This window comes from Pantoea sp. B_9 (genome assembly GCF_008632015.1).
Taxonomy (GTDB): Bacteria; Pseudomonadota; Gammaproteobacteria; order Enterobacterales; family Enterobacteriaceae; genus Pantoea; species Pantoea dispersa.
Genome location: NZ_VWVL01000001.1, coordinates 552,201 through 578,035, shown reverse-complemented (window position 1 = coordinate 578,035; position 25,835 = coordinate 552,201). Strand labels below are relative to the sequence as shown.

Sequence of the window (25,835 nt, the reverse complement as noted above, 5' to 3'; positions counted from 1 at the left end):
GGCAACGGAATGAATCCCGAAGCTTACATCAGTAAGTGACCGGGATGAATGAAGGCAGCCAACGCCACTGCGGCACGAGAGATGATGGGGAAATCACAGAATATGATATAGGAGAGCTCACATGGCTCGCGTAAAACGTGGTGTAATTGCTCGCGCACGTCACAAGAAAATCTTAAAACAAGCTAAAGGCTACTATGGTGCACGTTCACGTGTTTACCGCGTTGCCTTCCAGGCTGTTATCAAAGCTGGTCAGTATGCTTACCGCGACCGTCGTCAGCGTAAGCGTCAGTTCCGTCAGCTGTGGATCGCACGTATCAACGCTGCGGCGCGTCAGAACGGTATCTCTTACAGCCGTTTCATCAATGGCCTGAAAAAAGCGTCCATTGAAATCGACCGTAAAATCCTCGCTGACATCGCTGTATTCGACAAAGTGGCATTCACTGCACTGGTTGAAAAAGCAAAATCAGCTCTGGCGTAAGTCAGGTAAAAAAGGGAGCTTGCTCCCTTTTTTATTGCCTGCAACCCACGCAAATGATTGACATTTTAGCCGCAGGGCATTTCAATAGTGCGGTTTCTATCAAGACAAGGTAACGCAAGCATGCACGCTGCTATTTTCCGTTTCTTTTTTTACTTTAGCGCCTGATCGTCAGGGGCTTTTGCGCATAAGAAAAGAAACGAAAAATCGCGCTGAAAGCCTCCCTCGTGGAGGCTTTTTTGTTTCCGGCGACACTTAATCGGATCGCACGATCCCAACGAGAACTGACCAGCCCGGCTGGAAGAAGAGGAAATCATGTCCCAACTCGCAGACCTGGTGGCCCGTGCCACGGCCGCCATCGACGAGGCGTCGGATATCGCCGCCCTGGACGCCGTGCGCGTCGAATTTCTGGGTAAAAAAGGGCACCTGACGCTGCAAATGACCACCCTGCGTGAACTGCCGGCGGAAGAGCGTCCGGCGGCCGGTGCGGTCATCAACGACGCCAAACAGCAGGTACAGGACCGTCTCAACGCGCGTAAAGATACGCTGGAAAGCGCGGCGCTGAATGCCCGCCTGGCGGCAGAGACTATCGACGTGTCGCTGCCGGGACGCCGTACTGAGAATGGCGGTCTGCATCCGGTGACCCGCACCATCGATCGTATCGAAACCTTTTTCGGCGAGTTGGGTTTCGCGGTGGCGACCGGTCCGGAAATTGAAGACGATTATCACAACTTTGATGCGCTGAATATTCCGGGGCATCACCCGGCGCGCGCCGATCACGACACCTTCTGGTTCGATGCCACGCGCCTGCTGCGCACCCAGACTTCCGGCGTGCAGATCCGCACCATGAAAAATCAGCAGCCGCCGATTCGTATCATCGCGCCGGGCCGCGTTTACCGTAACGATTACGATCAGACGCACACCCCGATGTTCCATCAGATGGAAGGTCTGATTGTCGATAAAGACATCAGTTTCACCAATCTGAAAGGCACGCTGCATGACTTCCTGAACAACTTCTTCGAAGAGAACCTGCAGATTCGCTTCCGCCCGTCCTATTTCCCGTTCACCGAACCGTCAGCTGAAGTGGACGTGATGGGTAAAAACGGCAAATGGCTGGAAGTGCTGGGCTGCGGCATGGTGCATCCGAACGTACTGCGCAACGTGGGCATCGATCCGGAAATCTACTCCGGCTTCGCCTTCGGGATGGGCATGGAGCGTCTGACCATGCTGCGCTACGGTGTGACCGATCTGCGCGCCTTCTTCGAAAACGATTTACGTTTCCTCAAACAATTTAAATAAGGGCAGGTTATCCAATGAAATTCAGTGAACTCTGGTTACGCGAATGGGTAAATCCAGCCCTGGACAGCGCCGCGCTGTCTGAGCAAATCACCATGGCCGGTCTGGAAGTCGACGGCGTCGACCCGGCGGCAGGGGCGTTTCATGGCGTCGTGGTGGGTGAAGTGGTGGAGTGCGGCCAGCACCCGAACGCCGACAAACTGCGCGTCACCAAAATCAACGTCGGTGGCGATCGCCTGCTGGATATCGTCTGCGGCGCGCCAAACTGCCGTCAGGGGCTGAAAGTGGCGGTGGCGACCGTTGGTGCGGTGCTGCCGGGCGATTTCAAAATCAAAGCGGCAAAACTGCGCGGTGAGCCGTCAGAAGGCATGCTGTGCTCGTTCTCCGAGCTGGGGATTTCTGACGATCACAACGGTATTATCGAGCTGCCAGCCGATGCGCCGGTGGGCACCGATATTCGCCAGTACCTGCAGCTGGATGACAACACCATCGAAATCAGCGTGACGCCAAACCGTGCCGACTGCCTGGGTATCATCGGTATCGCGCGTGACGTGGCGGTGATCAATGGCCTGCCGCTGCAGGCGCCGGTCATCGAGCCGGTTAAAGCCACCATTAGCGACACCTTCCCGATTCGCGTTGACGCCACCGATGCCTGCCCGCGCTACCTGGGCCGCGTGGTAAAAGGCGTAAACGTGAAAGCAGAAACGCCGCTGTGGATGCGCGAAAAGCTGCGCCGCTGCGGTATCCGCTCGATCGATCCGGTGGTGGATATCACTAACTACGTGCTGCTGGAGCTCGGCCAGCCGATGCACGCCTTCGATCTTGACCGCATTGACGGCGGTATCGTGGTGCGCATGGCGAAAGAGGGGGAACCCCTGACGCTGCTTGACGGCAGCGAAGCGACCCTCCACAGCGATACGCTGGTGATTGCTGATCACCACAAAGCGCTGGCGATGGGTGGCATCTTCGGCGGTGAGCACTCCGGCGTCAACGAAGCGACGCAGAACGTGCTGTTTGAGTGCGCGTTCTTCGATCCGCTGGCGATCACCGGGCGTGCGCGTCGTCATGGTCTGCATACTGATGCTTCCCACCGCTACGAGCGCGGTGTCGATCCGGCGCTGCAGCATAAGGCGCTGGAGCGCGCCACTCAGCTGCTGCTGGCGATTTGCGGCGGCGAAGCCGGCCCGGTTATCGATCAGACCGATGCCAGCAAACTGCCGGCACGCGCTACCATTACGCTGCGCCGTGAGAAGCTGGACCGCCTGATTGGCCACGTCATTGCGGATGAGCAGGTGACCGATATCCTGACCCGTCTCGGCTGTGACGTCACCGTCGGCAACGGCGAATGGCAGGCCATCGCCCCGAGCTGGCGCTTCGATATGGCCATCGAAGAAGACCTGGTCGAAGAAGTGGCGCGCGTATACGGCTACAACAACATTCCGGATGTGCCGGTGAAAGCCAGCCTGCTGATGACCCAGCACCGTGAAGCCGATCTGTCGCTGAAGCGTGCCAAAAACCTGCTGGTGGATAAAGGCTACCAGGAAGCGATTACCTACAGCTTTGTCGATCCGAAAGTGCAGCAGCTGCTGCATCCGGGCGAAGAAGCGCTGATTCTGCCCAGCCCGATTTCCAGCGATATGTCGGCGATGCGCCTGTCGCTGTGGACCGGTCTGCTCGGCGCCGTGGTGTATAACCAGAACCGTCAGCAGAGCCGCGTGCGCCTGTTTGAGAGCGGTTTACGCTTTGTGCCTGATACGCAGGCCGATCTCGGTATCCGTCAGGATCTTATGCTGGCGGGCGTGCTGAGCGGTAACCGCTACGAAGAGCACTGGGATCTGGCGCGCCAGACGGTTGACTTCTATGATTTGAAAGGCGATTTAGAGTCGCTGCTGGATTTGACCGGTAAACTCGACGCGATTTCGTTCCGTGCAGAAGCCAATCCGGCGCTGCATCCGGGACAGAGTGCAGGCATTTATTTAGCCGGCGAACGAATCGGATTTATCGGGGTGGTTCATCCGGAGCTGGAACGTAAGCTGGATCTTAACGGCCGCACCTTAGTGTTTGAACTGCTTTGGAATAAGGTCGCAGACCGCGTCCTGCCTGACGCGCGCGAGATCTCACGCTTCCCGGCAAACCGCCGTGACATCGCTGTGGTAGTGGCTGAAAATGTGCCCGCAGCAGATATCATCGCGGAGTGTAAGAAAGTTGGCGTAAATCAGGTAGTTGGCGTAAACTTGTTTGACGTGTACCGTGGTAAGGGCGTAAACGAGGGTGAAAAGAGCCTCGCGATTAGCCTGATTTTGCAGGATACCAGCCGGACACTCGAAGAAGAGGAGATTGCTGCGACCGTTGCCAAATGCGTTGCAGCATTAAAAGAGCGATTCCAGGCAACCTTGAGGGATTGAACCTATGGCGCTTACAAAAGCTGAAATGTCAGAGTACCTGTTTGAAAAACTCGGGTTGAGCAAACGCGATGCCAAAGAGTTGGTAGAGCTTTTTTTCGAAGAAGTTCGCCGCGCGTTGGAAAACGGAGAACAGGTAAAACTGTCCGGATTTGGTAATTTTGATCTGCGTGACAAAAACCAGCGTCCGGGCCGTAACCCGAAGACGGGGGAAGATATTCCAATCACCGCCCGCCGCGTGGTGACATTCCGTCCGGGGCAGAAGTTGAAAAGTCGCGTGGAGAACGCGTCACCCAAGGATGCTGACTGATTTCAGTATGACAAAAAGGCCGCTCAGCGGCCTTTTTTATGCGCGCAATCCCGGCAGCACGCTGCAGGCGCGGCTTTCTTTTTAGCGTAATCTCTCTACAATCAAATCTCTGTTTTCTCAGCCAATCTTACTTATGACTCTGCTGGATCAGCTGGCCCAACAGGCCGACCGTCGCAGCCGGCGCTGGCTCGGCGCGCTTACTGCCGCAGTGCTGCTGCTGCTGGTGCTCAGTCTGTGCACGGGCGACAGCTGGATTTCTCCGCTGCAATGGTTTTCTGCCAGCGGCGATCTGTTCGTCTGGCAGCTGCGCCTGCCGCGCACTCTGGCGGTGCTGCTGGTGGGCGCGGCGCTGGCAGTCTGCGGCGTGGTGATGCAGGCGCTGTTCAACAATCCGCTGGCGGAGCCCGGGCTGCTGGGCGTATCGAACGGTGCCGGCATTGGCCTGGTGCTGGCAGTGCTGCTGGGTAACGGCGCACTGTGGAGCCTGGCGCTGGCAGCGATGGCGGGCGCGCTGCTGATCACGCTGATCCTGCTGCATTTTGCCCATCGTCAGCTGTCGGTCAGCCGTCTGCTGCTGACCGGCGTGGCGCTCGGCATTATCTGTAGCGCCATCATGACGTGGGCGGTGTACTTTAGCACCAGCCTCGATCTGCGCCAGCTGATGTACTGGATGATGGGGGGCTTTAGCGGCATCGACTGGCGCTACGGCTGGATGATGCTGGCGTTGCTGCCGGTGACGCTGGCGCTGCTGGCCAGCGCCCGGACGCTTAATCTGCTGGCGCTGGGGGAGGTGTCGGCGCGGCAGCTCGGCCTGCCACTGCTGCTGTGGCGCAATCTGCTGGTGCTGGCGATGGGCTGGCTGGTGGGCGTCAGCGTGGCGATGGCCGGTGCGATTGGATTTGTCGGACTGGTTATCCCCCATCTGCTGCGCCTCAGCGGCCTGAGCGATCATCGCTCCCTGCTGCCGGCCGCGGCGCTGGCGGGCGCGGCGGTACTGCTGGCGGCGGACATTCTGGCACGGCTGGTGCTGACCTCGGCCGAGCTGCCGATTGGGGTGGTCACTGCCACGCTCGGCGCGCCGCTGTTTATCATGTTATTAGTAAAGTCTTCGCGCTAGCTGCGGCTGGCACAGTGCAATCAACAACGGGAATCGACGATGAGCCTTTATCAGACAGAACTGGTTACGCTGGACGGTGAAAAAACCACGCTGGCACAGTATCAGGGCAAGGTGCTGCTGGTGGTTAACGTAGCATCAAAATGCGGCCTGACGCCGCAGTATGAACAGCTGGAGTCGCTGCAGAAGGCCTGGCAGGACAAAGATTTCAGCGTGCTGGGCTTCCCCTGTAATCAGTTTCTTGAGCAGGAACCGGGCAGCAACGAAGAGATCAAAACCTTCTGCAGCACCACATACGGCGTAACCTTCCCGCTGTTCGACAAAACGGAGGTTAACGGCGAGCAGCGTCATCCGCTGTACCGTCAGCTGGTCGCCGCGCAGCCGGAAGCCGAACGCCCGGCAGGCAGCGGTTTCCTTGAGCGCATGGAGAGCAAAGGCCGCGCGCCGAAAGCGCCGGGCGATATCCTGTGGAATTTCGAAAAGTTCCTCATCAACAAACAGGGTGAGGTGATTGCGCGCTTCTCGCCGGACATGACGCCGGACGATCCGATCATTCTGAAGCGCATTGAGCAGGCGCTGGCGGCGTAATGCTGCTGCAGTGCCACGACCTGCGCGTGCCTGGACGGCTGAGCGCGGGGAACCTGACGCTCTGCCGCGGTGAGCGCGTGCACGTGGTCGGCCCTAACGGCGCCGGCAAGAGCACGCTGCTGACTGCGCTCGCTGGCCTGCTCGACGCCGAAGGGCAGTTGACGCTGGCCGGACAGCCGCTGCAAAGCTGGTCGGGTGCCGCACTGGCACAGCAGCGCGCCTGGCTCCCGCAGCAGCAGCCGGCGCCTGCGGCGCTGCCGGTGTGGCACTATCTGCGGCTGCACAGCCCGCCGGGCGGCGATAACGCGCAGGCGACGCTCACTGACCTGCTGCAGCAGCTTGGCTTGCAGGATAAGCTGACGCGTCCGCTGGCGCAGCTCTCCGGCGGTGAGTGGCAGCGGGTGCGCCTGGCGGCGGTGGTGCTGCAGATCCATCCGGCAATTAATCCGCGCGGTGCGTTACTGATTCTGGATGAGCCGCTCACCGCGCTTGACATCGCACAGCAGCGCGCGGTGGATAAGCTGCTGTTGCAGCTCAGCGAGGCCGGCATCGCCATTGTCGCCAGCGGACACGATCTCAACCACAGCCTGCGCCATGCCGATCGCGTCTGGCTGATGCATCAGGGCCGCGTAGTCAGTCAGGGCGGTGCGCGCGAGGTGCTGACCGCCGAGCGACTGGCACCGCTTTATCAGGCCGAATTCGTGCAGCTGGAGACGCCACAGGGGCCGCTGCTTTATCTTCCCTGACTTGCGCGCCGCGCCGCTTTGTCGCTACAGTGTCAGCCGGACGACGTTTTTAAGGACTATTCTGATGCGGCTGACCCTGTTTCTCCTCGTGTTGCTGCTGGCGGGCTGTAGCCATCATGCGCCGCCGCCCAATGGCCGTCTGTCTGACTCCATCACCGTGATTGCGCAACTTAACGATCAGCTCAGCCGCTGGCGCGGTACACCTTATCGCTATGGCGGGTTAAGCCGCGGTGGCGTGGATTGCTCGGGTTTTGTCTACCTGACCTTTCGTGACCGCTTTGACCTGCAGCTGCCGCGCTCAACGATTGATCAGACTGATATCGGCACGCGCATCGATAAAAGTGATCTGCTGCCCGGTGATCTGGTATTTTTCAAAACCGGCAGCGGTGAAAATGGCCTGCACGTGGGCATCTATGACACCGACAATACCTTCATTCACGCCTCCACCAGCCAGGGCGTGATCCGCTCCTCGCTGGATAATGTTTACTGGCGCAAAGTATTCTGGCAGGCGCGTCGCATCTAATCCGCTTAACCCATTAGTGTTAAAAAAAGGCGTAATAAACAGATGGGTTTTGATCCGATTTATTTGTTTTTTCCGCCAAATATAACTCTCATTTAAAATGGCACTTTACCGCAATCGGGTTTGTGACTAAAAATAGACGTCAGTGAATTTAATCAGTATGGACATTAACCTGGATCATTTGGCTTAAGTATTATTTGATGCAGAAAAGTCGGTAATTAGACAGAAAACGGCGTCTCTTCTAACGTTTGGTCCTATTGCCTGACCGTTTTCATTGATATACGATGCGCCAATTGCCACTGCATCTGGCTGTAAAAAATGAAAGTCCATTTATCTGCCGACTATCAGTCGGAAACCTGGTTTTATCCTGCCTATTCTCTGGCGGGCCAGCTGACTGCGGTTGAGCTGGTCACCCAGTTTGTTCATGACAGTGCGCCGATTACGCTGCCGCAGGACTTGCTGTTGCCGCAGCTTGACGATGCCCAGCAATTACGTTTGCTGCAGAGCCAGTTAGTGCTGCTGGAAAAGTACCGTGACTTTTTTGAGTTACATCAAATTATCGCGTTGGTTCGTATTGATGAATCTATGGCCACAACGCTATTGGCCAGTGAGTTTCTCTTAAGGAAATTTAAACAACTTCCCTTTATTGTTTTGGATATCAGTGAAACGTTTCCGCAATTATCGGCTGGTAAAAAGCAGCCGCTGTTAGCACGCCTGCATCAGGAATTTCGCTTATCGCTTTCTCAATTTGGGGCAGGAAAAGCACCGGCTACGGCAGTATACGAAAATCTGTTTAGCGTGTTAAAAATGGACAAAGCGTTTATTCATGCGCTGGCGAAACGTGCCTCATTTACGCCATTTATTCAGACTGTTATCGATAATTTTTCCGCTTACGCCCCGCAAATAATTATTTGTGGCGTTGACGATAATGCCCTGCTGGAGAAAGTCAGTTCCCTGAGCGGCGCGCAGCTGCAGGGCAGTCTGTTCCCGGTGGTTAAAGCGGAACGGTTAAGCGATCTCATCTATCCGCACGTCACGCTCACCACGCCTTCACAGCAATAACCTTTCATCTGTCTTCTCCGTCACCCCGACGGTAGACTACGCTTTATCTTTAAACGCAATGCGGGTGGCGCACCGTTGCGCACCTTCCGGAGTGTCGATGCAATTTATTAATAGCTGGCAGCAGACGTTGCCGGGATTCTACACCGCGCTGGACCCAACGCCGCTTGCCGGCGGGCGGTTGTGTTATCACAATGACGCGCTGGCGCAGGAGATGGGCCTGGATGCCGCGCTGTTTGCTGGCCAGGGCCACGGCGTGTGGTATGGCGCAGCGTTGCTTCCCGGCATGTCGCCGCTGGCGCAGGTCTACAGCGGGCACCAGTTTGGCGTGTGGGCCGGTCAGCTGGGTGACGGACGCGGTCTGCTGCTGGGCGAACAGCAACTGGCCGACGGCCGCAAACTTGACTGGCATCTGAAAGGCGCGGGCCTGACCCCCTATTCACGCATGGGTGATGGCCGCGCGGTGATCCGTTCCAGCGTGCGCGAGTTTCTCGCCTCGGAAGCGCTGCACCATCTTGGCATCCCGACCACGCGCGCGCTGGCGCTGGCCATTGGCGACGAACCGGTCCAGCGTGAAACCCGCGAGCGCGGCGCGATGCTGATGCGCATCGCCGACAGCCATCTGCGTTTTGGTCACTTCGAGCATTTCTATTACGGCGGTGAGCCGGAGAAAGTGCGCCAGCTGGCGGATTACGCGATTCATCATCACTGGCCGCAGCTGGAGCAGGAGGCCGATCGTTATCTGTTGTGGTTTACCGATATCGTCAAACGCACCGCCAGCCTGATTGCCCAGTGGCAGAGCGTCGGCTTCGCGCATGGAGTGATGAATACCGACAATATGTCGATCCTCGGCCTGACGCTCGATTACGGGCCATACGGTTTCCTTGATGACTACGATGCGGATTTCATCTGTAATCACAGCGATTATCAGGGGCGCTACGCCTTCAGCAACCAGCCGATGATCGGCTTGTGGAATCTCAACCGCCTGGCGCATGCGCTGTCCGGTTTGCTGAGCACGGAACAGTTGAAACAGGCGCTCAGCCATTACGAGAGCGAGCTGATGCGGGTGTGGGGCGAGAAAATGCGCGCGAAGCTCGGGTTGCTGACCGCCGATGCGGGGGATAACGCCATCCTCACTGACCTGCTGGCGCTGATGACGGCAGAGCACAGCGATTACACCCTGACGTTCCGCCTGCTGAGCGAGACGCAGCAGGCAGAGACGCGTTCACCGCTGCGCGATGAGTTTATCGACCGTGACGCCTTTGACCGCTGGTATCACGGCTATCGCCAGCGCCTGCTGCAGGATGGCGTCAGCGATGCGCAGCGTCAGGCAGTCATGAAAGCGGCTAACCCGGCGCTGGTGTTGCGCAACTATCTGGCCCAGCAGGTGATCGATGAGGTTGAGCAGGGGGAAACGGCGGCGCTGGCCAGATTACATCTGGCGCTGCAGCAGCCGTTTAACGAGGCGGCCATCAGTCCGGAACTGCGCCAGCGGCCGCCGGAGTGGGGAAAAACGCTGGAGGTAAGCTGCTCCAGCTAGCAGGCATCATAAGCGGCTGTCCACGGCAGCCGCCAGCAGCGCCAGCACCTCCGCGCTGTCATCCCAGCCGAGGCACGGATCGGTAATCGACTGGCCGTAGGTCAGCGGCTGGCCGCTCACCACTTTCTGATTCCCCTCCTGCAGGAAACTCTCAATCATCACTCCCGCCACTGCCCGCGAACCGGCCCGGATCTGCGCCGCCACGTCCTGCGCCACATCGCGCTGGCGGCGATGCTGCTTCAGGCAGTTGCCGTGGCTGAAGTCGATCACCAGCTGTTCCGGCAGGTTGAAGTCGCGCAGGTTGGCGGCCGCAGCGGCGACATCTTCAGCGTGATAGTTCGGCTGACGCCCGCCGCGCAGGATCACGTGACCGTGCGGGTTGCCGCTGGTCTGATAAATCGTCATCTGCCCGGTTTTGTCAGGTGACAGGAACATATGGCTGACGCGCGCGGCGCGAATCGCATCAACCGCGATCTGCACATTGCCGTCGGTGCCATTCTTGAAGCCCACCGGGCAGGAGAGCGCCGAGGCCATTTCACGGTGAATCTGGCTCTCGGTGGTGCGCGCGCCAATCGCGCCCCAGCTGATCAGGTCGGCAATAAACTGGCCGATCACCATATCGAGGAATTCCGTGGCGGTTGGCATGCCGATGGCGTTGATATCCAGCAGCAGCTGGCGCGCGATAGCGATGCCGCGGTTGACGTCGAAGCTGCCATCGAGATCCGGATCGGAAATCAGACCTTTCCAGCCGACTACGGTGCGCGGCTTCTCAAAGTAGGCACGCATCACAATTTCCAGCCGGTCCTTGTGCTGTTCACGCAGCAGATTGAGACGCTCTGCGTACTCCAGCGCGGCCTTTGGGTCGTGCAGCGAGCAGGGGCCGATAATCACCAGCAGGCGTGGATCTTCACCGGTCAGGATGCGCGCGATGCGCTGACGCGCGGCGGTAACGTTAGCGGCAATCGCCGCCGAAATGGGGTGTTGTTGCGCCAGCGCGGCCGGCGTCAGCAGCGTGCCGATGCGCGCGGTGCGCAGTTCATCAGTTTTGTTCATTGGGATTCTCAAAAATCTGTTCTTCGCAGCGGTGAAATACCGGGAAGTGATGATGATCACAATAAACCATTAGCCCGTGAATTCAACCAGCTAAATCAAAAGGCTATTCATTACTGACGGCAGCCAGGCTTTACAACCTGGCAGGTGAGGTCAGTACATGCTGCGGCGCAGGCCCATGATGTCGAGGATTTTGGTGGCGATCTCTTCGACAGAGTAATTGGTGCTGTTGAGATAGCGAATCTGATGGGTGCGGAACAGCGCCTCCACTTCACCGACCTCCAGCCGGCACTGACGCATCGACGCATAACGGGTATTTTCAGCGCGCTCCTGACGAATCGCCGCCAGCCGTTCCGGATCGATGGTCAGGCCAAACAGCTTGTGCTGATGGGCGCGCAGCGCAGGCGGCAGCTTTAGGTTATCCATGTCATCAGCGATGAACGGATAGTTAGCCGCGCGTACACCAAACTGCATCGCCAGGTACAGGCTGGTCGGGGTTTTGCCGCAGCGCGATACCCCCAGCAGAATCACCTGCGCATCTTCCAGCCCGCGCAGCGAAATACCGTCATCGTGCGCCAGGGTGTAATCAATCGCGGCGATGCGGGCATCGTATTTGCCTAAGTTACTGGCGGTCAGGCCGTGGGTACGGTGCGCCACCGGCATCGAGGCCACGCCCAGTTCGCTCTGCAGCGGTGCCACCAGCGCCTGCACGATGTCCTGGCAGAAGCCTTCGCTCTCCAGAATGATGTCGCGCACCTCTGGTGTGACAATCGAGAAAAACACCAGCGGACGCACGCCGCTCTGCTGGTAGAGCGCATTGATCTGGGCTTTCACCGCCTGGGCGCGCTGCACATTCTCCACGAACGGCAGCGTCACGCTGTTGGTATTCACCGGAAACTGCGACAGCACCGCGTGGCCCAGCACTTCCGCAGTGATGGCGGTGCCGTCAGAGATATAGAATACGCTGCGTTCAGTGCTCATGGTTGACCTCATGCTTTTGTTTACTTTTGCGTAACATTATCACCTAAAATATTTCATTTTCACTAAGGGTAAAATGAAATATCCATATCTGGCCGGCGAATAATCTATTTTTACGCTGCGCTGATTACCCATCATAGATGAAAAGCCGGGTTGTTCAGCGCTAATTTCTCGCTTTTGCCCGCGCGGGCGCAAAATAAAAACGGCAAGCGTTGCGCAACAAAAAACGCGGCTAACCTCATGAAAAAGTGAAAAATATCGCATTGCCAATAGGTTGGCAAAAATAGCTACGTTGCGCAACAAGGCGCTTTTCGGGGAGTAATCCGATTTTAACGCTGATTTTCTGCTTTAACGATTCAACACTTAGTCTTTATTAATTGATTGTGCCAGGCTGATTTGGCGAATAGCAAAATGTTCCATGTGCTCCAATCATTTAAAAGGATAATCTCAATGTCCAATCAAGACCAACAGTCGCTAGTGCTCTGGTACAACCAGCTTGGCATGCATGATGTTGATCGGGTAGGGGGCAAGAATGCTTCCCTGGGAGAAATGATTACCAATTTGTCGTCGCTCGGGGTATCCGTGCCAAACGGCTACGCGACGACATCTTACGCTTTTAATCAGTTTCTCGACCAAAGCGGACTGAACCAGCGTATTTATGCATTGCTGGACAACACGGATATTGATGATGTTGCAGCGCTGGCGCAGGCCGGCAAACAGATTCGTCAATGGGTGGTGGATACGCCTTTCCAGCCAGAGCTGGAAGCGGCGATCCGCAGCGCCTATGAACAACTTTCTGCTGATGACGCCGAAGCCTCCTTTGCGGTGCGCTCTTCGGCCACCGCCGAGGATATGCCCGATGCCTCGTTTGCCGGCCAGCAGGAAACGTTCCTTAACGTGCAGGGCTTCGACGCGGTGCTGGTGGCCGTGAAGCACGTATTCGCCTCGCTGTTTAACGATCGCGCCATTTCATACCGCGTGCATCAGGGCTACGACCACCGTGGCGTGGCACTCTCGGCCGGTGTACAGCGCATGGTACGTTCCGATCTCGCCTCCTCCGGCGTGATGTTCACCATTGATACCGAATCCGGCTTCGACCAGGTGGTGTTCATCACCTCGGCGTTCGGTCTTGGCGAAATGGTGGTGCAGGGCGCGGTCAACCCGGATGAGTTTTACGTGCACAAACCGACGCTGGCCGCTAATCGCCCGGCGATTGTGCGCCGTACCCTGGGCTCGAAGAAGATCCGCATGGTGTATGCCGATTCGCAGGAGCACGGCGAACAGGTGCGCATTGAGGACGTGGAACAGGAACAGCGAGACCGCTTTAGCCTGACCGATGACGAAGTGCAGGCGCTGGCGCGCCAGGCGGTGCTGATTGAGCAGCACTATAAGCGTCCGATGGATATTGAGTGGGCCAAAGATGGCCACACCGGCAAACTGTTCATCGTGCAGGCGCGGCCGGAAACGGTGCGTTCCAACGGACAGGTGATGGAACGCTACAGCCTGCAGGGCAAAGGCAGCGTGCTGGTGGAAGGCCGGGCCATCGGCCATCGCATCGGTGCGGGTGAAGTGAAGGTGATTCACGACATCAGCGAGATGCACCGCATCGAAAAAGGCGATGTGCTGGTCACCGACATGACCGACCCGGACTGGGAACCGATCATGAAGAAGGCGTCGGCAATCGTCACCAACCGTGGCGGTCGGACCTGTCACGCGGCAATCATTGCGCGCGAGCTGGGCATTCCGGCGGTGGTGGGCTGTGGTGACGCCACTGAGCACCTGAAGGACGGTCATAAGGTCACGGTGTCATGCGCTGAAGGCGATACCGGCTATGTGTATAACGATCTGCTGGACTTTGAAGTTACCAGTTCGCAGGTTGATACCATGCCGGATCTGCCGCTGAAAATTATGATGAACGTCGGTAACCCGGATCGCGCGTTTGATTTTGCCTGCCTGCCAAATGAAGGCGTTGGTCTGGCGCGGCTGGAGTTCATCATCAACCGCATGATTGGCGTGCACCCGAAAGCCCTGCTGGAGTTTGATCAGCAGACGCCGGAACTGCAGGCGCAGATTGGTCAGATGATGAAAGGCTTTGACGATCCGGTGGAATTCTACATCGCGCGGCTGACCGAAGGGATCGCCACGCTGGGCGCGGCCTTCGCGCCGAAGCGCGTCATTGTGCGGTTGTCGGATTTCAAAACCAACGAGTATGCCAACCTGGTCGGCGGCGAGCGTTACGAGCCGGAAGAGGAAAACCCGATGCTGGGCTTCCGCGGCGCCGGACGCTACGTGGCCGACAGCTTCCGCGACTGCTTTGCGCTGGAGTGCGAAGCTGTGAAGCGCGTGCGCAACGACATGGGGCTGACCAACGTTGAGATCATGGTGCCGTTTGTACGCACCGTCGATCAGGCCGAGGCCGTGGTGGCCGAGCTGGCGAAGCAGGGCCTGAAACGCGGCGAGAACGGACTGAAGGTGATCATGATGTGTGAGATCCCGTCCAACGCGCTGCTGGCAGAGCAGTTCCTGCAGCACTTTGACGGCTTCTCTATCGGCTCCAACGACATGACGCAGCTGGCGCTGGGGCTGGATCGCGACTCCGGCGTGGTGTCGGCGCTGTTTGATGAGCGTAACGATGCGGTGAAGGCGCTGCTGTCGATGTCGATTCAGGCAGCGAAGAAGCAAGGCAAATACGTCGGTATCTGCGGCCAGGGGCCTTCCGATCATCAGGACTTTGCTGCCTGGCTGATGGAGCAGGGCATCGACAGCCTGTCGCTCAACCCGGATACCGTGGTGGAAACCTGGCTGAGCCTGGCTGAGCTGGACGCGGCCAAAGCGTAATCTGTTACACCTGCCTGGTGCCCGGCAACCGTCGGGCACCTGTCCCTTATCCCATCCCACTTTTCAAAACATAAGATTGCCATAAACCCAGCGCTGACGGCGTTCGCCGCCGGGCCGCTCTGTTTATCGCTGAATTGCAGGCAAAAAAAAGCCCATCACAGGGGATGGGCAAAGACTACACACAGCAATTCTTCACTTTACTCAGGGGAAAAAGGTTGTTTAAAAATCAGTGGCTTGATTTAAAACATAGTGAACATGTTATTCACCGCCGCCGCTGGCGTCTTTAAGAATCCTCTTATTAGTTTAAAGCTGATAATCTTTCATTACGTTTTATGACCCATCCGGCACAGGATTCAGTGCGAAAAATAATCATTTTATCGGTGCGATCGGGCTTAAACGCTGAAAAGTGCGTTTTTTCTTAAAAATCACTAATGGAAAAAATTATTGTGCCGCGAAATTAAGTGGTACGGATTAATGAGTGTTAACCACGGCTGACTAATGCAAATCGCGTTGGGTGATGTGAGGGAAAAGCGGATAAGCAAACCGGGCTGAGCGCCCGGTTATGCGCCGGAAGCGCGTTACGGCTGCGGCTCTTCGTGTTCGGCCAGTGCTTCGATGGCCGTTTCCGGATCGTCATCTGGTGCCGGCGCTTCATGCATCCACACCGAAACCAGCCGGTAAGAGACCGCCAGCACGACCGGACCGATAAACAGTCCAATCATACCGAAGGCGATCAGCCCGCCGATGACGCCGGAAAGTATCAGAATCATCGGTAAATCGGCGCCCATGCGAATCAGCATCGGACGCAGCACGTTATCCAGCGTGCCGACCACGCAGCTCCACACCAGCAGCACCGTGCCCCAGGTGGTGTCGCCGCTCCAGTAGAGCCAGATAATTGCCGGCACCAGCACAATCAACGGTCCAAGCTGCACCAGGCAGGTAAGAATCATTAATACGGTCAGCAGCGTGGCATACGGAATGCCGGAAATCGCCAGACCGATGCCGCCCAGCACGCCCTGCACCAGCGCGGTCACCACCACGCCGAGCGCCACGGCGCGGATCGCCTGACCGGCCAGCAGCACGGCGGCGTCACCGCGCCGTCCGCCCATGCGGTAGGCAAAGTGACGGATGCCAAGACCAACCTGCTCACCGCGCCAGTACAGCAGCACGCTGAACAGCAGCATCAGGGCAAGGTGCAGCATGAAACGGCCAAAGTGTCCGGCCTGGGCGACAAAGAAGCCGGTGGTGCGACCAATATAAGGCTGAACCTGGCTCATGATCGCCGCGCCGCCGCCGTCGATCAGTTTATGGTAGCTGGAATAGAGTTTGCGTCCGGCATAGGGAATATCGCGCAGCCAGGCGAGATCCGGCAGCACCAGATGGCGCTGGGTCGCCCAGGCGATGACCGGCGCGCTGTTATCAATCAGGCTGCTGACCAGCAGCGCGATAGGAATAATAAACAGCAGCAACAGCAGAATCGTCATGGCAATCACCGCCAGCGAACGGCGACCCCACAGCAGTTGCTGCAGACGAATCATCAGCGGCCAGGTGGCAATCACCACCATGCTGGCCCAGGCGAAGCCGAGAATGAACGGCTGCACCACCCACAGACAGGCAATGATCATCAGCAAAATAAACATCAGCGAGAACAACATTTGCGGTAGATCCACACCGCGTTGCAGGCTTTTCATCACAACACAGACCTCAGTAATCCTTCAGGAGGGCGCTCCGCGGCGCCTTCACAATGATGATCTATTTCCTGAAAATTAAACAGAAAAAGCAGCGCGACGCGGCCGTTTTCCTGAAAAAACAGCGGGCGGCAAAAAAATGTGATACAACCAAGAGCTGAAAAAAATTAACCACGCAAACGTTTACAACATCCCGGTCACGAAATAATGATCCCACAGATTTCTCAGGCGCCAGGCCTCGTTCAACTGGTGCTGACATTCCTGCAGTCGCTGAAAGAACAAGGTTTTACCGGCGACACCGCGACCAGCTATGCCGACCGCCTCACGCTCTCCACCGATAACAGCATCTATCAGCTCCTGCCCGATGCGGCGCTGTTTCCGCGTTCAACGGCGGACGTGGCGCTGATCGCCCGACTGGCTGGTGAGCCGCGTTTTAACAGCCTGGTGTTTACCCCGCGCGGCGGCGGCACCGGTACTAACGGGCAGTCGCTCAATCAGGGCATTGTGGTCGACATGTCGCGCTACATGAACCGCATCCTCGAGATCAACACCGAGCAGGGCTGGGTGCGGGTAGAAGCCGGCGTGGTGAAGGACCAGCTCAACGCCTGGCTCAGGCCGTACGGCTTTTTCTTCTCTCCGGAGCTGTCGACCAGTAACCGCGCCACGCTGGGCGGCATGATCAATACCGATGCCTCCGGTCAGGGATCGCTGGTGTATGGCAAAACCTCCGATCACGTCGAAGGCCTGCGTGCCGTTCTGCTGGGCGGCGAAATTCTTGATACGCGCGCCATGCCCACCGCGCTGGCGGAACAGCTGGCCACGACGCCGACCGCTGAAGGGCGCATCTATAAAGCAGTGCTTAACCGCTGCCGCGAGCAGCGTGAACTGATTCTGGCAAAATTCCCCAAACTGAATCGCTTCCTCACCGGTTATGACCTGCGCCATGTGTTCAGTGATGATTTGCAAACTTTCGACCTGACGCGCCTGTTGTGCGGTGCCGAAGGCACGCTGGCCTTTATCACCGAAGCCCGGCTGGATATCACACCTATTCCCAAAGTGCGCCGGCTGGTGAACATTAAGTACGATTCGTTCGATTCCGCACTGCGCAATGCGCCTTTTATGGTCGAGGCGCAGGCCCTGTCGGTGGAGACGGTGGATTCGAAAGTGCTGAACCTGGCGCGCGAGGATATCGTCTGGCATTCAGTCAGCGAGCTGATCACCGATGTGCCAGGCAAAGAGATGCTCGGCCTGAATATTGTCGAGTTTGCCGGCGACGATGCGGCGCTGATTGCGCAGCAGGTGACCACGCTGTGCGCGCGGCTGGATGAGCTGATGGCGCAGCAGCAGGGTGGCGTGATGGGCTATCAGCTGTGTGATGATCTGGCGGGCATTGAGCGCATCTATAACATGCGTAAAAAAGCGGTAGGTCTGCTTGGCAACGCCAAAGGGCGCGCCAAACCGATTCCGTTCGTGGAAGACACCGCCGTGCCGCCGGAGCATCTGGCGGATTACATTGTGGATTTTCGTGCGCTGCTCGACAGCCACGGCCTGAGCTACGGCATGTTTGGTCACGTGGATGCCGGCGTGCTGCACGTGCGTCCGGCGCTGGACATGTGCGATCCGCAGCAGGAGAGGCTGATGAAGCAGATCTCGGACGAAGTGGTGGCACTTACCGCGCGCTACGGCGGTCTGCTGTGGGGCGAGCACGGCAAAGGCTTTCGCGCCCAGTACAGTCCGGCGTTCTTTGGCGAAACGCTGTTTAATGAGCTGCGTCGCATCAAAGCGGCGTTCGATCCGGATAACCGTCTCAACCCCGGCAAAATCTGTACGCCGCTGGGTAACGACGAACCCATGATGCAGGTCGATGCGGCCACGCGCGGCAGCTGGGATCGCCAGATTCCGCTGACGGTACGCAATGACTGGCGCGGCGCGATGGAGTGTAACGGCAACGGACTGTGCTTTAACTTTGACGTGCGCAGCCCGATGTGCCCGTCGATGAAAATCACCCGCAATCGTATCCATTCGCCAAAAGGACGCGCCACGCTAACGCGTGAGTGGCTGCGCCTGCTGGCGGAGCAGGGCGTCGACCCGCTTAAGCTGGAGCAGGCCTTGCCAGCACAGGGCGCCAGCCTGCGCAGTCTGATTCAGCGCACGCGCAATTCGTGGCATGCGAAGCAGGGCGAATATGACTTCTCGCATGAAGTGAAAGAGGCGATGTCCGGCTGCCTGGCGTGTAAAGCCTGTTCGACCCAGTGTCCGATTAAAATCGATGTGCCAAACTTCCGATCGCGCTTCCTGCAGCTTTATCACACCCGCTATCTGCGCCCGGTCAGCGACCATCTGGTGGCATCGGTTGAAAGCTATGCGCCGCTGATGGCGAAAGCTCCGCGGGTGTTCAACTTCTTCCTGAAACAGCCGTGGATGCGCGACCTCAGCCAGCGCCACATCGGCATGGTGGATCTGCCGCTGCTCTCCTCGCCGAGCCTGAAGCAGCAGCTGAGCGGCCACCCGGCGATGCGGGTCACGCTGGAGCAACTGGAAGCCATGGATGCGGCCCAGCGCGAACAGCACGTGCTGGTGGTGCAGGATCCGTTTACCAGCTATTACGAAGCGCAGCTGGTGACCGATTTCATCCGGCTGATTGAAAAACTCGGCTACCGGCCGGTGCTGCTGCCGTTCTCACCTAACGGGAAAGCGCAGCACGTGAAAGGTTTTCTGCAGCGCTTTGCCCGCACCGCCGGCAAAACCGCTGAGTTCCTCAACCGGGTGGCGCAGCTCGGTGTGCCGATGGTCGGTGTCGATCCGGCCACGGTATTGTGCTATCGCGACGAATATCAGCAGGTGCTGGGCGAGCAGCGCGGCACGTTCAGTGTGCAGCTGGTGCATGAATGGCTGCACGGCGTGCTGGCCGGGCGCGAGGAGCAGATCGCCAGCGGCGAAGCCTGGTATCTGTTTGCCCACTGCACCGAGGTCACGGCGCTGCCGTCAACGCCCAATCAGTGGCAGGCTATTTTTGCCCGTTTTGGCGCGAAGCTGGAGAACATCAACGTGGGCTGCTGTGGCATGGCCGGCACTTATGGTCACGAGAGTAAAAACCTGGCGAACTCGCTGGGCATTTATGAACTGTCGTGGCATCCGCAACTGCAGAAGCTGCCGCGTCAGCGCTGTCTGGCGACCGGCTTCTCCTGCCGCAGCCAGGTGAAACGCGCCGAGGGCAACGGTATGCGCCATCCGCTACAGGCTTTGCTGGAATTGATGTAAACAAATTGTAGGAGCCGTCACAAAGCTGGATTAGAATATCCAGCCTGCGTGGCGGACGAAATCACTTTGCAGGCGGGTCGCCTGGTCCCAGTCGCCGCTGAGCGCCAGTTGATGACACAAACGGGTCAGCGACAGGCGCGCCAGCTGGTAAGCCTGAATACGGAACAGGCGATCGCGATCGGCATTGCCCATCTCCTGTACTAAGCGGTGGTGCAGCTTGCCCATCGCGTGCAGGTAGCTGTGATCGTCGCCGTTCAGCTGGCAGATTTCGGCCATGTCGAGACAGGTATCGTTAAAACGACGCAGTTGTTCAATGGAACAATCGGTGCGGTTGAGCTTTGCCTGAGCCAGATAGAAGTCGACGGTGATATCGCGGACCGAAAACTTATATTCGTCGATTTTGTGTTGTAACCAGGCTGAGACGGAAAGCGTCATGTCGCCACCCAAAGTAGGTTAATGATAATCATTATCATATTAAACCGCGCCAGGAATGCAATTCCCGCCGTGAAATTTTATTGATTTCCTTTGCCTGTTACAAAAATCGGCAATAACAATCTCTTTACATTCAGCAAAGGCGTAACCTATCAATCAGAGCATAAACGTAAAAAGCGAACTGGAAAATTTACGGCTTATGAACAGGTTACGTTCTGACAGCGCGCGTGGGAAAGGCGCGCACAAGCTGATGGGAAGGGACTATGCTTAATAAAGCAGCAGTAAAAAACAGCACGAGATGATTATCCCTGCAAAACAAGAGGTTGAAGTGATATCTGATATCACTACCATAGGGGGATAGCCTGAAAAGGCCCAGACTTACGAGGTAGCACTATGTCATCAGTAAATGCAGCGTCTTTTTCACCTGACGAATTCGTCTGGAAAGGGCTCACGCTGACCGAGTCGGCAGCGAAACAGATTCTCAGCCTGGTGGAACAGGACCCGGAAGTTAAGGGCCTGAAACTGGGTGTGAAACAGTCCGGCTGTGCCGGTTTTGGGTACGTTATGGACCTGGTGAAAGCGCCTGCCGATGACGACCTGCAGTTCGAGCAATATGGCGCAAAACTGTTTGTGCCGCTTCGGGCGATGCCGTTTGTTGACGGTACCGAGCTGGATTATGTCCGCGAAGGCCTGAACCAGATTTTTAAATTCAACAACCCTAAAGCTCAGCACGCCTGCGGGTGCGGTGAAAGCTTTGGCGTCGAGTAAGTGAAATATGTCACGACACAGCGAAGCATCTGACGATGTACAAACCTGGGAAGGCAGCCTGAACTATAAAGAAGGCTTCTTCACCCAGCTGCAAACCGACGAACTGGCACACGGCATCAATGAAGATGTGGTGCGTGCCATTTCGGCCAAACGTAACGAACCCGAGTGGATGCTGGAGTTCCGTCTCAAGGCGTTTCGCGCCTGGCTGGAGATGGAAGAGCCACACTGGCTGAAAGCGCACTACGACAAACTCGATTATCAGGATTACAGCTACTATTCCGCGCCGTCCTGCGGCAATTGCGATGACAGCTGTGCCTCTGAACCGGGTGCCACCCAGACGTCCGGCAGCGTCGCCTCCAGCGATTACCTGACCAAAGAAGTGGAAGACGCGTTTAACCAGCTGGGCGTGCCGGTGCGTGAAGGCAGAGAAGTGGCGGTGGACGCCATTTTCGACTCGGTGTCCGTGTCGACCACTTATCGTGACAAGCTGGCTGAGCAGGGCATTATTTTCTGCTCCTTCGGTGAAGCGATCCACGATCATCCGGAGCTGGTACAGAAGTATCTTGGCACCGTGGTGCCGCACAACGATAACTTCTTTGCTGCGCTTAACTCGGCGGTGGCGTCCGACGGTACCTTCGTCTACATCCCGAAAGGCGTGCGTTGCCCGATGGAGCTGTCGACCTATTTCCGCATCAACGCAGCGAAAACCGGCCAGTTCGAACGTACCATTCTGATTGCTGATGAAGACAGCTACGTCAGCTACATCGAAGGCTGTTCAGCGCCGGTGCGCGACACCTACCAGCTGCACGCAGCGGTCGTCGAAGTGATTATCCACAAAAACGCCGAAGTGAAATACTCCACGGTGCAGAACTGGTTCCCGGGCGGTGAAGGCGAGGGCGGTATCCTCAACTTCGTGACCAAGCGTGCGCTGTGTGAAGGCGAGCACAGCAAGATGTCGTGGACGCAGTCCGAGACCGGCTCAGCCATCACCTGGAAATACCCGAGCTGCATCCTGCGCGGTGATTACTCAGTGGGCGAATTCTACTCCGTCGCGCTGACCAGCGGTCGCCAGCAGGCCGATACCGGTACCAAGATGATTCACATTGGTAAAAACACCAAATCGACCATCATCTCGAAAGGTATCTCCGCCGGTAAGAGCCAGAACACCTACCGCGGCCTGGTGAAAATCATGCCGACCGCGACTAACGCGCGTAACTTCACCCAGTGTGACTCGATGCTGATTGGGCCGGACTGCGGTGCGCACACCTTCCCGTACGTGGAAACGCGCAACAACAGCGCGCAGCTTGAGCACGAAGCCACGACGTCGCGCATCGGTGAAGATCAGATGTTCTACTGCCTGCAGCGCGGCATTAGCGAAGAAGATGCGATCTCGATGATCGTCAACGGCTTCTGTAAAGACGTTTTCTCCGAGCTGCCACTGGAATTCGCCGTGGAAGCGCAAAAATTGTTAGCGATCAGCCTTGAGCACAGTGTCGGCTGATGCCACACGCGTTGCCGGAAGCAATGTGAAGGAAAGAGTATGTTAAGCATTAAAGATTTACAGGTTAGCGTTGAAGACAAAGAGATTTTGCGCGGTCTGAACCTCGAGGTTAAGCCGGGCGAAGTGCATGCCATCATGGGCCCGAACGGCTCCGGCAAGAGCACCCTGTCTGCCACGCTGGCCGGTCGTGAAGATTATGAAATCACCGGCGGTTCCGTGACCTTTAAAGGCAAAGACCTGCTGGAGCTGGAGCCGGAAGAGCGTGCCGGTGAAGGCATCTTCATGGCGTTTCAGTACCCGGTCGAGATCCCGGGCGTCAGCAACCAGTTCTTCCTGCAGACTTCGGTCAATGCGGTACGTAAATACCGTGAGCAGGAAGAGCTGGACCGTTTCGACTTCCAGGACTTCATCGAAGACAAGATCAAGCTGCTGAAGATGCCGGAAGATCTGCTGACCCGTTCCGTCAACGTCGGCTTCTCCGGCGGTGAGAAGAAGCGTAATGACATCCTGCAGATGGCGGCGCTGGAGCCTGAGCTGTGCATCCTCGATGAAACCGACTCCGGTCTGGATATCGATGCGCTGAAAATTGTTGCAGAAGGCGTGAACAGCCTGCGCGACGGCAAGCGCTCATTCATCATCGTAACGCACTACCAGCGCATCCTGGATTACATCAAGCCAGATCACGTGCACGTGCTTTATCAGGGCAAAATCGTGAAGTCTGGCGACTTTACGCTGGTGAAACAGCTGGAGGAGCAAGGCTATGGCTGGCTTACCGACCAGGAGTGATAACGCGCTGCAGCAGTGGCATCACCTGTTTGAGTCACGCGGCGAGCAGCGTTCGCTGCAGGCACAACAGCACTGGCAGCAACTGATGCGTGTCGGCCTGCCGACGCGCAAGCATGAAAACTGGAAATACACCGCGCTGGACAGCCTGCTGGCACAGCAGTTCGTGCAGGCGGACGCGCCAGGCGTGAGCGCTGAGCAGGTGGCTGCGCTGGCGCTGCCGCTGGACGCGATTTGCCTGGTGTTCGTCGACGGTCGCTTCCAGCCTGAGCTGAGCGCGCGTGACACCGGTCTGTTTGACGTGCAGCACAGCCGTGCCGCTGAGCGACGTCCGTTACCGGCCGCGGTACAGCCGGAGGTGTTCCTGCACCTGACGGAAAGTCTGGCGGAAGAGGTGACCTCGATTCGTCTGCCGCGCGGCAAAGCTGCAGCGCAGCCGCTCTATCTGCTGCACATTACCAGCGGCCAGGCGGATGCGCTCAACACGGTGCATCATCGTCACCATCTGGAGCTGGAGTCCGGCGCGGAAGCGCAGGTGATCGAGCATTACGTGACGCTGAACGCCCGCGCCCACTTCACCGGCGCGCGCTTTACCTTCGCGGTGGGCGACAATGCGCAGCTGAAGCACACCAAGCTGGCGTTTGAAGAGAGCAGCAGCTACCACTTTGCGCACAACGACATCGTGATTGGCCGTGACGCGCAGGTGAGCAGCACCAGCTTCCTGCTGGGTGCCGGTTTGTCGCGTCACAACACCAGCGTGCAGCTGAACGGTGAGAACACCCAGCTGTCGCTGAATAGCCTGGTGCTGCCGGTAGGCAGCGAAGTGGCGGATACGCGCAGCTATCTGGAGCACAACAAAGGCCACTGCCTGAGTCGCCAGCTGCACAAAACCATTTCGCGTGACAAAGGGCGCTCGGTGTTTAACGGCCACATCAAAGTGGCACAGCACGCGATGAAAACTGATGGCCAGATGACCAACAACAACCTGTTGCTCGGTCGCCTGGCGGAAGTGGACACCAAGCCGCAGCTGGAAATCTACGCCGATGACGTCAAGTGCAGCCACGGCGCGACTATCGGTCGCATCGACGATGAGCAGATGTTCTACCTGCGCTCGCGCGGCATCGCCGAAGACGCGGCGCAGCAGATGATCATCCATGCTTTCGCCGCTGAACTGACGGAAGCGCTGGAAGATGACGCGCTGCGCCAGGTGGTACTGCAACGTATTACCGACCGTTTCCCGGGAGTTGAGTCATGAGTTTCGATCTCGAACGAGTCAGAGCGGAGTTTCCGATTCTGAGTCGTGAGGTCAACGGACATCCGCTGGCCTACCTTGACAGCGCGGCCAGCGCACAGCGCCCGCTCGCGGTGATCAACGCGGAAAGTCACTTCTATCAGCACGGCTATGCGGCCGTGCACCGTGGTATTCACTCGCTGAGCGCGCAGGCGACCAGCGATATGGAAAACGTGCGCGCCCAGGCGGCGCGTTTTCTGCATGCTGCCGCGCCGGAAGAGATTATTTTCGTGAAAGGCACCACCGAAGGCATCAATCTGGTGGCCAACAGCTGGGGCGGCAGTCAGCTGCAGCCGGGCGATAACCTGATCGTCACTGAGATGGAGCACCACGCCAATATCGTGCCGTGGCAAATGGTGGCGCAGCGTACCGGTGCGGAAATCCGTGTGCTGCCACTTAACGACAACGGCGAGCTGGCGCTGGAGCAGCTGGCGGGGCTGATCGACAGCCGTACGCGCCTGCTGGCCGTGACGCACGTTTCCAACGTGCTCGGCACGGTTAACCCGGTGAAAGCCATCGTGGCGCAGGCGAAAGCCGCGGGCGTGGTGACGCTGGTGGACGGAGCCCAGGCTGTGATGCACCATCCCGTTGACGTGCAGGATATCGGCTGCGATTTCTACGTGTTCTCCGGCCATAAAATCTATGGGCCGACCGGGATTGGCGTGCTGTACGCGCGTAAAGCGCTGCAGGAGATCATGCCACCGTGGGAAGGCGGCGGTTCGATGATCGATCAGGTCATGCTGCCCACCGGCACCACCTGGAATGGCGCACCGTGGCGTTTTGAAGCCGGCACGCCGAACACCGGCGGCATCATTGGCCTTGGCGCAGCGCTGACGTGGATCAGCGAACTCGGTCTGGAGACGATCCATCAGCGCGAGAGCCAGCTGATGCGTTACGCGCTGGACAAGCTGGCGTCGGTGCCGGACCTGGTTATTTACGGCCCGGCCGAGCGCAGCGGCGTGGTGGCGTTTAACCTCGGTAAGCACCACGCGTTTGACGTTGGCAGCTTCCTCGACCAGTACGGCATTGCCATCCGCACCGGCCACCACTGTGCCATGCCGCTGATGCATCATTATGCGGTGCCCGCGATGTGTCGCGCCTCTTTCGCGCTCTACAACAGCGAAGAGGAAGCCGATCGCCTGGCGGCTGGCCTGACGCGCATTCATCGTCTGCTGGGCGGTTGAGCAGATTTCAG

22 protein-coding genes, 1 other RNA gene and 1 other annotated feature are annotated in these 25,835 nt (G+C 57.9%); of the genes, 18 read left to right on the top strand and 5 right to left on the bottom strand.

What is annotated here, in order from left to right:
• Positions 1-121 precede the first annotated feature (121 nt).
• From rplT to F3I21_RS02670, 11 genes are all read left to right on the top strand, one after another.
• Positions 122-478, top strand: coding sequence for a 50S ribosomal protein L20 (gene rplT / locus F3I21_RS02720; protein ID WP_010616241.1), 357 nt, complete (start codon positions 122-124; stop codon positions 476-478).
• A gap of 115 nt (positions 479-593) precedes the next feature.
• Positions 594-719 (top strand) — a sequence feature (Phe leader region).
• Positions 599-643, top strand: coding sequence for a pheST operon leader peptide PheM (gene pheM, locus F3I21_RS02715; RefSeq protein WP_121626058.1), 45 nt, complete (start codon positions 599-601; stop codon positions 641-643). Its footprint overlaps the feature before it by 45 nt.
• 71 nt (positions 720-790) lie before the next feature.
• On the top strand, positions 791-1,774 hold the full coding sequence (gene pheS / locus F3I21_RS02710) for a phenylalanine--tRNA ligase subunit alpha (RefSeq protein WP_150058241.1): 984 nt from the start codon (positions 791-793) through the stop codon (positions 1,772-1,774).
• 14 nt (positions 1,775-1,788) lie between these two features.
• Positions 1,789-4,176 (top strand): phenylalanine--tRNA ligase subunit beta, encoded by a 2,388-nt coding sequence (gene pheT / locus F3I21_RS02705; RefSeq protein ID WP_150058239.1) that lies wholly within the window; start codon positions 1,789-1,791, stop codon positions 4,174-4,176.
• A 4-nt stretch (positions 4,177-4,180) separates the two neighbouring features.
• A complete protein-coding gene (gene ihfA, locus F3I21_RS02700; protein ID WP_021506246.1) occupies positions 4,181-4,483 on the top strand; it encodes an integration host factor subunit alpha in 303 nt (100 codons plus the stop codon).
• Positions 4,484-4,616: 133 nt separating this feature from the next.
• On the top strand, positions 4,617-5,600 hold the full coding sequence (gene btuC / locus F3I21_RS02695; protein WP_150058237.1) for a vitamin B12 ABC transporter permease BtuC: 984 nt from the start codon (positions 4,617-4,619) through the stop codon (positions 5,598-5,600).
• Between the two features lie 39 nt (positions 5,601-5,639).
• Positions 5,640-6,185 carry a glutathione peroxidase gene (locus F3I21_RS02690; RefSeq protein ID WP_058769691.1) on the top strand — a complete coding sequence of 182 codons (546 nt, stop codon included), beginning with the start codon at positions 5,640-5,642 and terminating at the stop codon, positions 6,183-6,185.
• Positions 6,185-6,931, top strand: a complete 747-nt coding sequence (gene btuD / locus F3I21_RS02685; protein ID WP_150058235.1) for a vitamin B12 ABC transporter ATP-binding protein BtuD — start codon at positions 6,185-6,187, stop codon at positions 6,929-6,931. Before F3I21_RS02690 ends, btuD begins: the two co-directional genes overlap by 1 nt.
• Before the next feature lie 64 nt (positions 6,932-6,995).
• On the top strand, positions 6,996-7,454 hold the full coding sequence (locus F3I21_RS02680) for an NlpC/P60 family protein (RefSeq protein ID WP_021506241.1): 459 nt from the start codon (positions 6,996-6,998) through the stop codon (positions 7,452-7,454).
• A gap of 315 nt (positions 7,455-7,769) precedes the next feature.
• Positions 7,770-8,513, top strand: coding sequence for an EAL domain-containing protein (locus F3I21_RS02675; RefSeq protein WP_150058233.1), 744 nt, complete (start codon positions 7,770-7,772; stop codon positions 8,511-8,513).
• A 97-nt stretch (positions 8,514-8,610) separates the two neighbouring features.
• A complete protein-coding gene (locus F3I21_RS02670) occupies positions 8,611-10,050 on the top strand; it encodes a YdiU family protein (RefSeq protein WP_150058231.1) in 1,440 nt (479 codons plus the stop codon).
• A gap of 6 nt (positions 10,051-10,056) precedes the next feature.
• Here the strand turns inward: F3I21_RS02670 and F3I21_RS02665 are convergent, their stop codons facing one another.
• Together F3I21_RS02665 and F3I21_RS02660 are read right to left on the bottom strand one after the other, a co-directional pair.
• Entirely contained in the window at positions 10,057-11,103 is a 1,047-nt protein-coding gene (locus F3I21_RS02665) for a 3-deoxy-7-phosphoheptulonate synthase (protein WP_150058229.1), read from the bottom strand.
• Between the two features lie 150 nt (positions 11,104-11,253).
• On the bottom strand, positions 11,254-12,081 hold the full coding sequence (locus F3I21_RS02660; protein ID WP_021506237.1) for a pyruvate, water dikinase regulatory protein: 828 nt from the start codon (positions 12,079-12,081) through the stop codon (positions 11,254-11,256).
• 447 nt (positions 12,082-12,528) lie between these two features.
• On the opposite strand from F3I21_RS02660, the gene ppsA reads away from it, so the two are divergent.
• The gene (ppsA, locus tag F3I21_RS02655) at positions 12,529-14,916 is read left to right on the top strand and encodes a phosphoenolpyruvate synthase (protein ID WP_058757679.1); all 2,388 of its coding nucleotides are present in this window, start codon (positions 12,529-12,531) and stop codon (positions 14,914-14,916) included.
• A 140-nt stretch (positions 14,917-15,056) separates the two neighbouring features.
• Here the strand turns inward: ppsA and rprA are convergent.
• Both rprA and ydiK read right to left on the bottom strand, forming a co-directional pair.
• Positions 15,057-15,164, bottom strand: an RNA gene (gene rprA, locus F3I21_RS02650) — antisense sRNA RprA.
• 330 nt (positions 15,165-15,494) lie between these two features.
• A complete protein-coding gene (ydiK, locus tag F3I21_RS02645) occupies positions 15,495-16,607 on the bottom strand; it encodes an AI-2E family transporter YdiK (protein ID WP_021506235.1) in 1,113 nt (370 codons plus the stop codon).
• A gap of 204 nt (positions 16,608-16,811) precedes the next feature.
• Between ydiK and F3I21_RS02640 the strand changes: the two genes are divergently transcribed.
• Entirely contained in the window at positions 16,812-19,865 is a 3,054-nt protein-coding gene (locus F3I21_RS02640; RefSeq protein ID WP_132462793.1) for an FAD-binding and (Fe-S)-binding domain-containing protein, read from the top strand.
• A 30-nt stretch (positions 19,866-19,895) separates the two neighbouring features.
• On the opposite strand, the gene F3I21_RS02635 is transcribed toward F3I21_RS02640, so the two are convergent.
• Positions 19,896-20,300 carry a hypothetical protein gene (locus tag F3I21_RS02635; protein WP_021506233.1) on the bottom strand — a complete coding sequence of 135 codons (405 nt, stop codon included), beginning with the start codon at positions 20,298-20,300 and terminating at the stop codon, positions 19,896-19,898.
• A gap of 390 nt (positions 20,301-20,690) precedes the next feature.
• On the opposite strand from F3I21_RS02635, the gene sufA reads away from it, so the two are divergent.
• The 5 genes from sufA to sufS are packed head-to-tail and all read left to right on the top strand — an operon-like array spanning position 20,691 to position 25,824.
• Complete coding sequence (gene sufA, locus F3I21_RS02630; RefSeq protein ID WP_150058227.1) at positions 20,691-21,065, top strand: Fe-S cluster assembly scaffold SufA; 375 nt, start codon at positions 20,691-20,693, stop codon at positions 21,063-21,065.
• A 7-nt stretch (positions 21,066-21,072) separates the two neighbouring features.
• The gene (gene sufB / locus F3I21_RS02625) at positions 21,073-22,566 is read left to right on the top strand and encodes a Fe-S cluster assembly protein SufB (RefSeq protein ID WP_021506232.1); all 1,494 of its coding nucleotides are present in this window, start codon (positions 21,073-21,075) and stop codon (positions 22,564-22,566) included.
• 39 nt (positions 22,567-22,605) lie between these two features.
• Positions 22,606-23,352, top strand: a complete 747-nt coding sequence (sufC, locus tag F3I21_RS02620; protein WP_021506231.1) for a Fe-S cluster assembly ATPase SufC — start codon at positions 22,606-22,608, stop codon at positions 23,350-23,352.
• Entirely contained in the window at positions 23,327-24,604 is a 1,278-nt protein-coding gene (gene sufD, locus F3I21_RS02615; protein WP_150058225.1) for a Fe-S cluster assembly protein SufD, read from the top strand. The genes sufC and sufD overlap by 26 nt, the downstream gene beginning before the upstream one ends.
• Complete coding sequence (gene sufS, locus F3I21_RS02610) at positions 24,601-25,824, top strand: cysteine desulfurase SufS (RefSeq protein ID WP_150058223.1); 1,224 nt, start codon at positions 24,601-24,603, stop codon at positions 25,822-25,824. Before sufD ends, sufS begins: the two co-directional genes overlap by 4 nt.
• Positions 25,825-25,835 lie beyond the last annotated feature (11 nt).

What these genes read in the sequence shown, in the direction of transcription:
- rplT (WP_010616241.1), top strand. Translation starts at nt 122, where the DNA reads ATGGCTCGCGTAAAACGTGGTGTAATTGCTCGCGCACGTCACAAGAAA.
- pheS (WP_150058241.1), top strand. Translation starts at nt 791, where the DNA reads ATGTCCCAACTCGCAGACCTGGTGGCCCGTGCCACGGCCGCCATCGAC.
- pheT (WP_150058239.1), top strand. Translation starts at nt 1,789, where the DNA reads ATGAAATTCAGTGAACTCTGGTTACGCGAATGGGTAAATCCAGCCCTG.
- ihfA (WP_021506246.1), top strand. Translation starts at nt 4,181, where the DNA reads ATGGCGCTTACAAAAGCTGAAATGTCAGAGTACCTGTTTGAAAAACTC.
- btuC (WP_150058237.1), top strand. Translation starts at nt 4,617, where the DNA reads ATGACTCTGCTGGATCAGCTGGCCCAACAGGCCGACCGTCGCAGCCGG.
- F3I21_RS02690 (WP_058769691.1), top strand. Translation starts at nt 5,640, where the DNA reads ATGAGCCTTTATCAGACAGAACTGGTTACGCTGGACGGTGAAAAAACC.
- btuD (WP_150058235.1), top strand. Translation starts at nt 6,185, where the DNA reads ATGCTGCTGCAGTGCCACGACCTGCGCGTGCCTGGACGGCTGAGCGCG.
- F3I21_RS02680 (WP_021506241.1), top strand. Translation starts at nt 6,996, where the DNA reads ATGCGGCTGACCCTGTTTCTCCTCGTGTTGCTGCTGGCGGGCTGTAGC.
- F3I21_RS02675 (WP_150058233.1), top strand. Translation starts at nt 7,770, where the DNA reads ATGAAAGTCCATTTATCTGCCGACTATCAGTCGGAAACCTGGTTTTAT.
- F3I21_RS02670 (WP_150058231.1), top strand. Translation starts at nt 8,611, where the DNA reads ATGCAATTTATTAATAGCTGGCAGCAGACGTTGCCGGGATTCTACACC.
- F3I21_RS02665 (WP_150058229.1), bottom strand. Translation starts at nt 11,103, where the DNA reads ATGAACAAAACTGATGAACTGCGCACCGCGCGCATCGGCACGCTGCTG.
- F3I21_RS02660 (WP_021506237.1), bottom strand. Translation starts at nt 12,081, where the DNA reads ATGAGCACTGAACGCAGCGTATTCTATATCTCTGACGGCACCGCCATC.
- ppsA (WP_058757679.1), top strand. Translation starts at nt 12,529, where the DNA reads ATGTCCAATCAAGACCAACAGTCGCTAGTGCTCTGGTACAACCAGCTT.
- ydiK (WP_021506235.1), bottom strand. Translation starts at nt 16,607, where the DNA reads ATGAAAAGCCTGCAACGCGGTGTGGATCTACCGCAAATGTTGTTCTCG.
- F3I21_RS02640 (WP_132462793.1), top strand. Translation starts at nt 16,812, where the DNA reads ATGATCCCACAGATTTCTCAGGCGCCAGGCCTCGTTCAACTGGTGCTG.
- F3I21_RS02635 (WP_021506233.1), bottom strand. Translation starts at nt 20,300, where the DNA reads ATGACGCTTTCCGTCTCAGCCTGGTTACAACACAAAATCGACGAATAT.
- sufA (WP_150058227.1), top strand. Translation starts at nt 20,691, where the DNA reads ATGTCATCAGTAAATGCAGCGTCTTTTTCACCTGACGAATTCGTCTGG.
- sufB (WP_021506232.1), top strand. Translation starts at nt 21,073, where the DNA reads ATGTCACGACACAGCGAAGCATCTGACGATGTACAAACCTGGGAAGGC.
- sufC (WP_021506231.1), top strand. Translation starts at nt 22,606, where the DNA reads ATGTTAAGCATTAAAGATTTACAGGTTAGCGTTGAAGACAAAGAGATT.
- sufD (WP_150058225.1), top strand. Translation starts at nt 23,327, where the DNA reads ATGGCTGGCTTACCGACCAGGAGTGATAACGCGCTGCAGCAGTGGCAT.
- sufS (WP_150058223.1), top strand. Translation starts at nt 24,601, where the DNA reads ATGAGTTTCGATCTCGAACGAGTCAGAGCGGAGTTTCCGATTCTGAGT.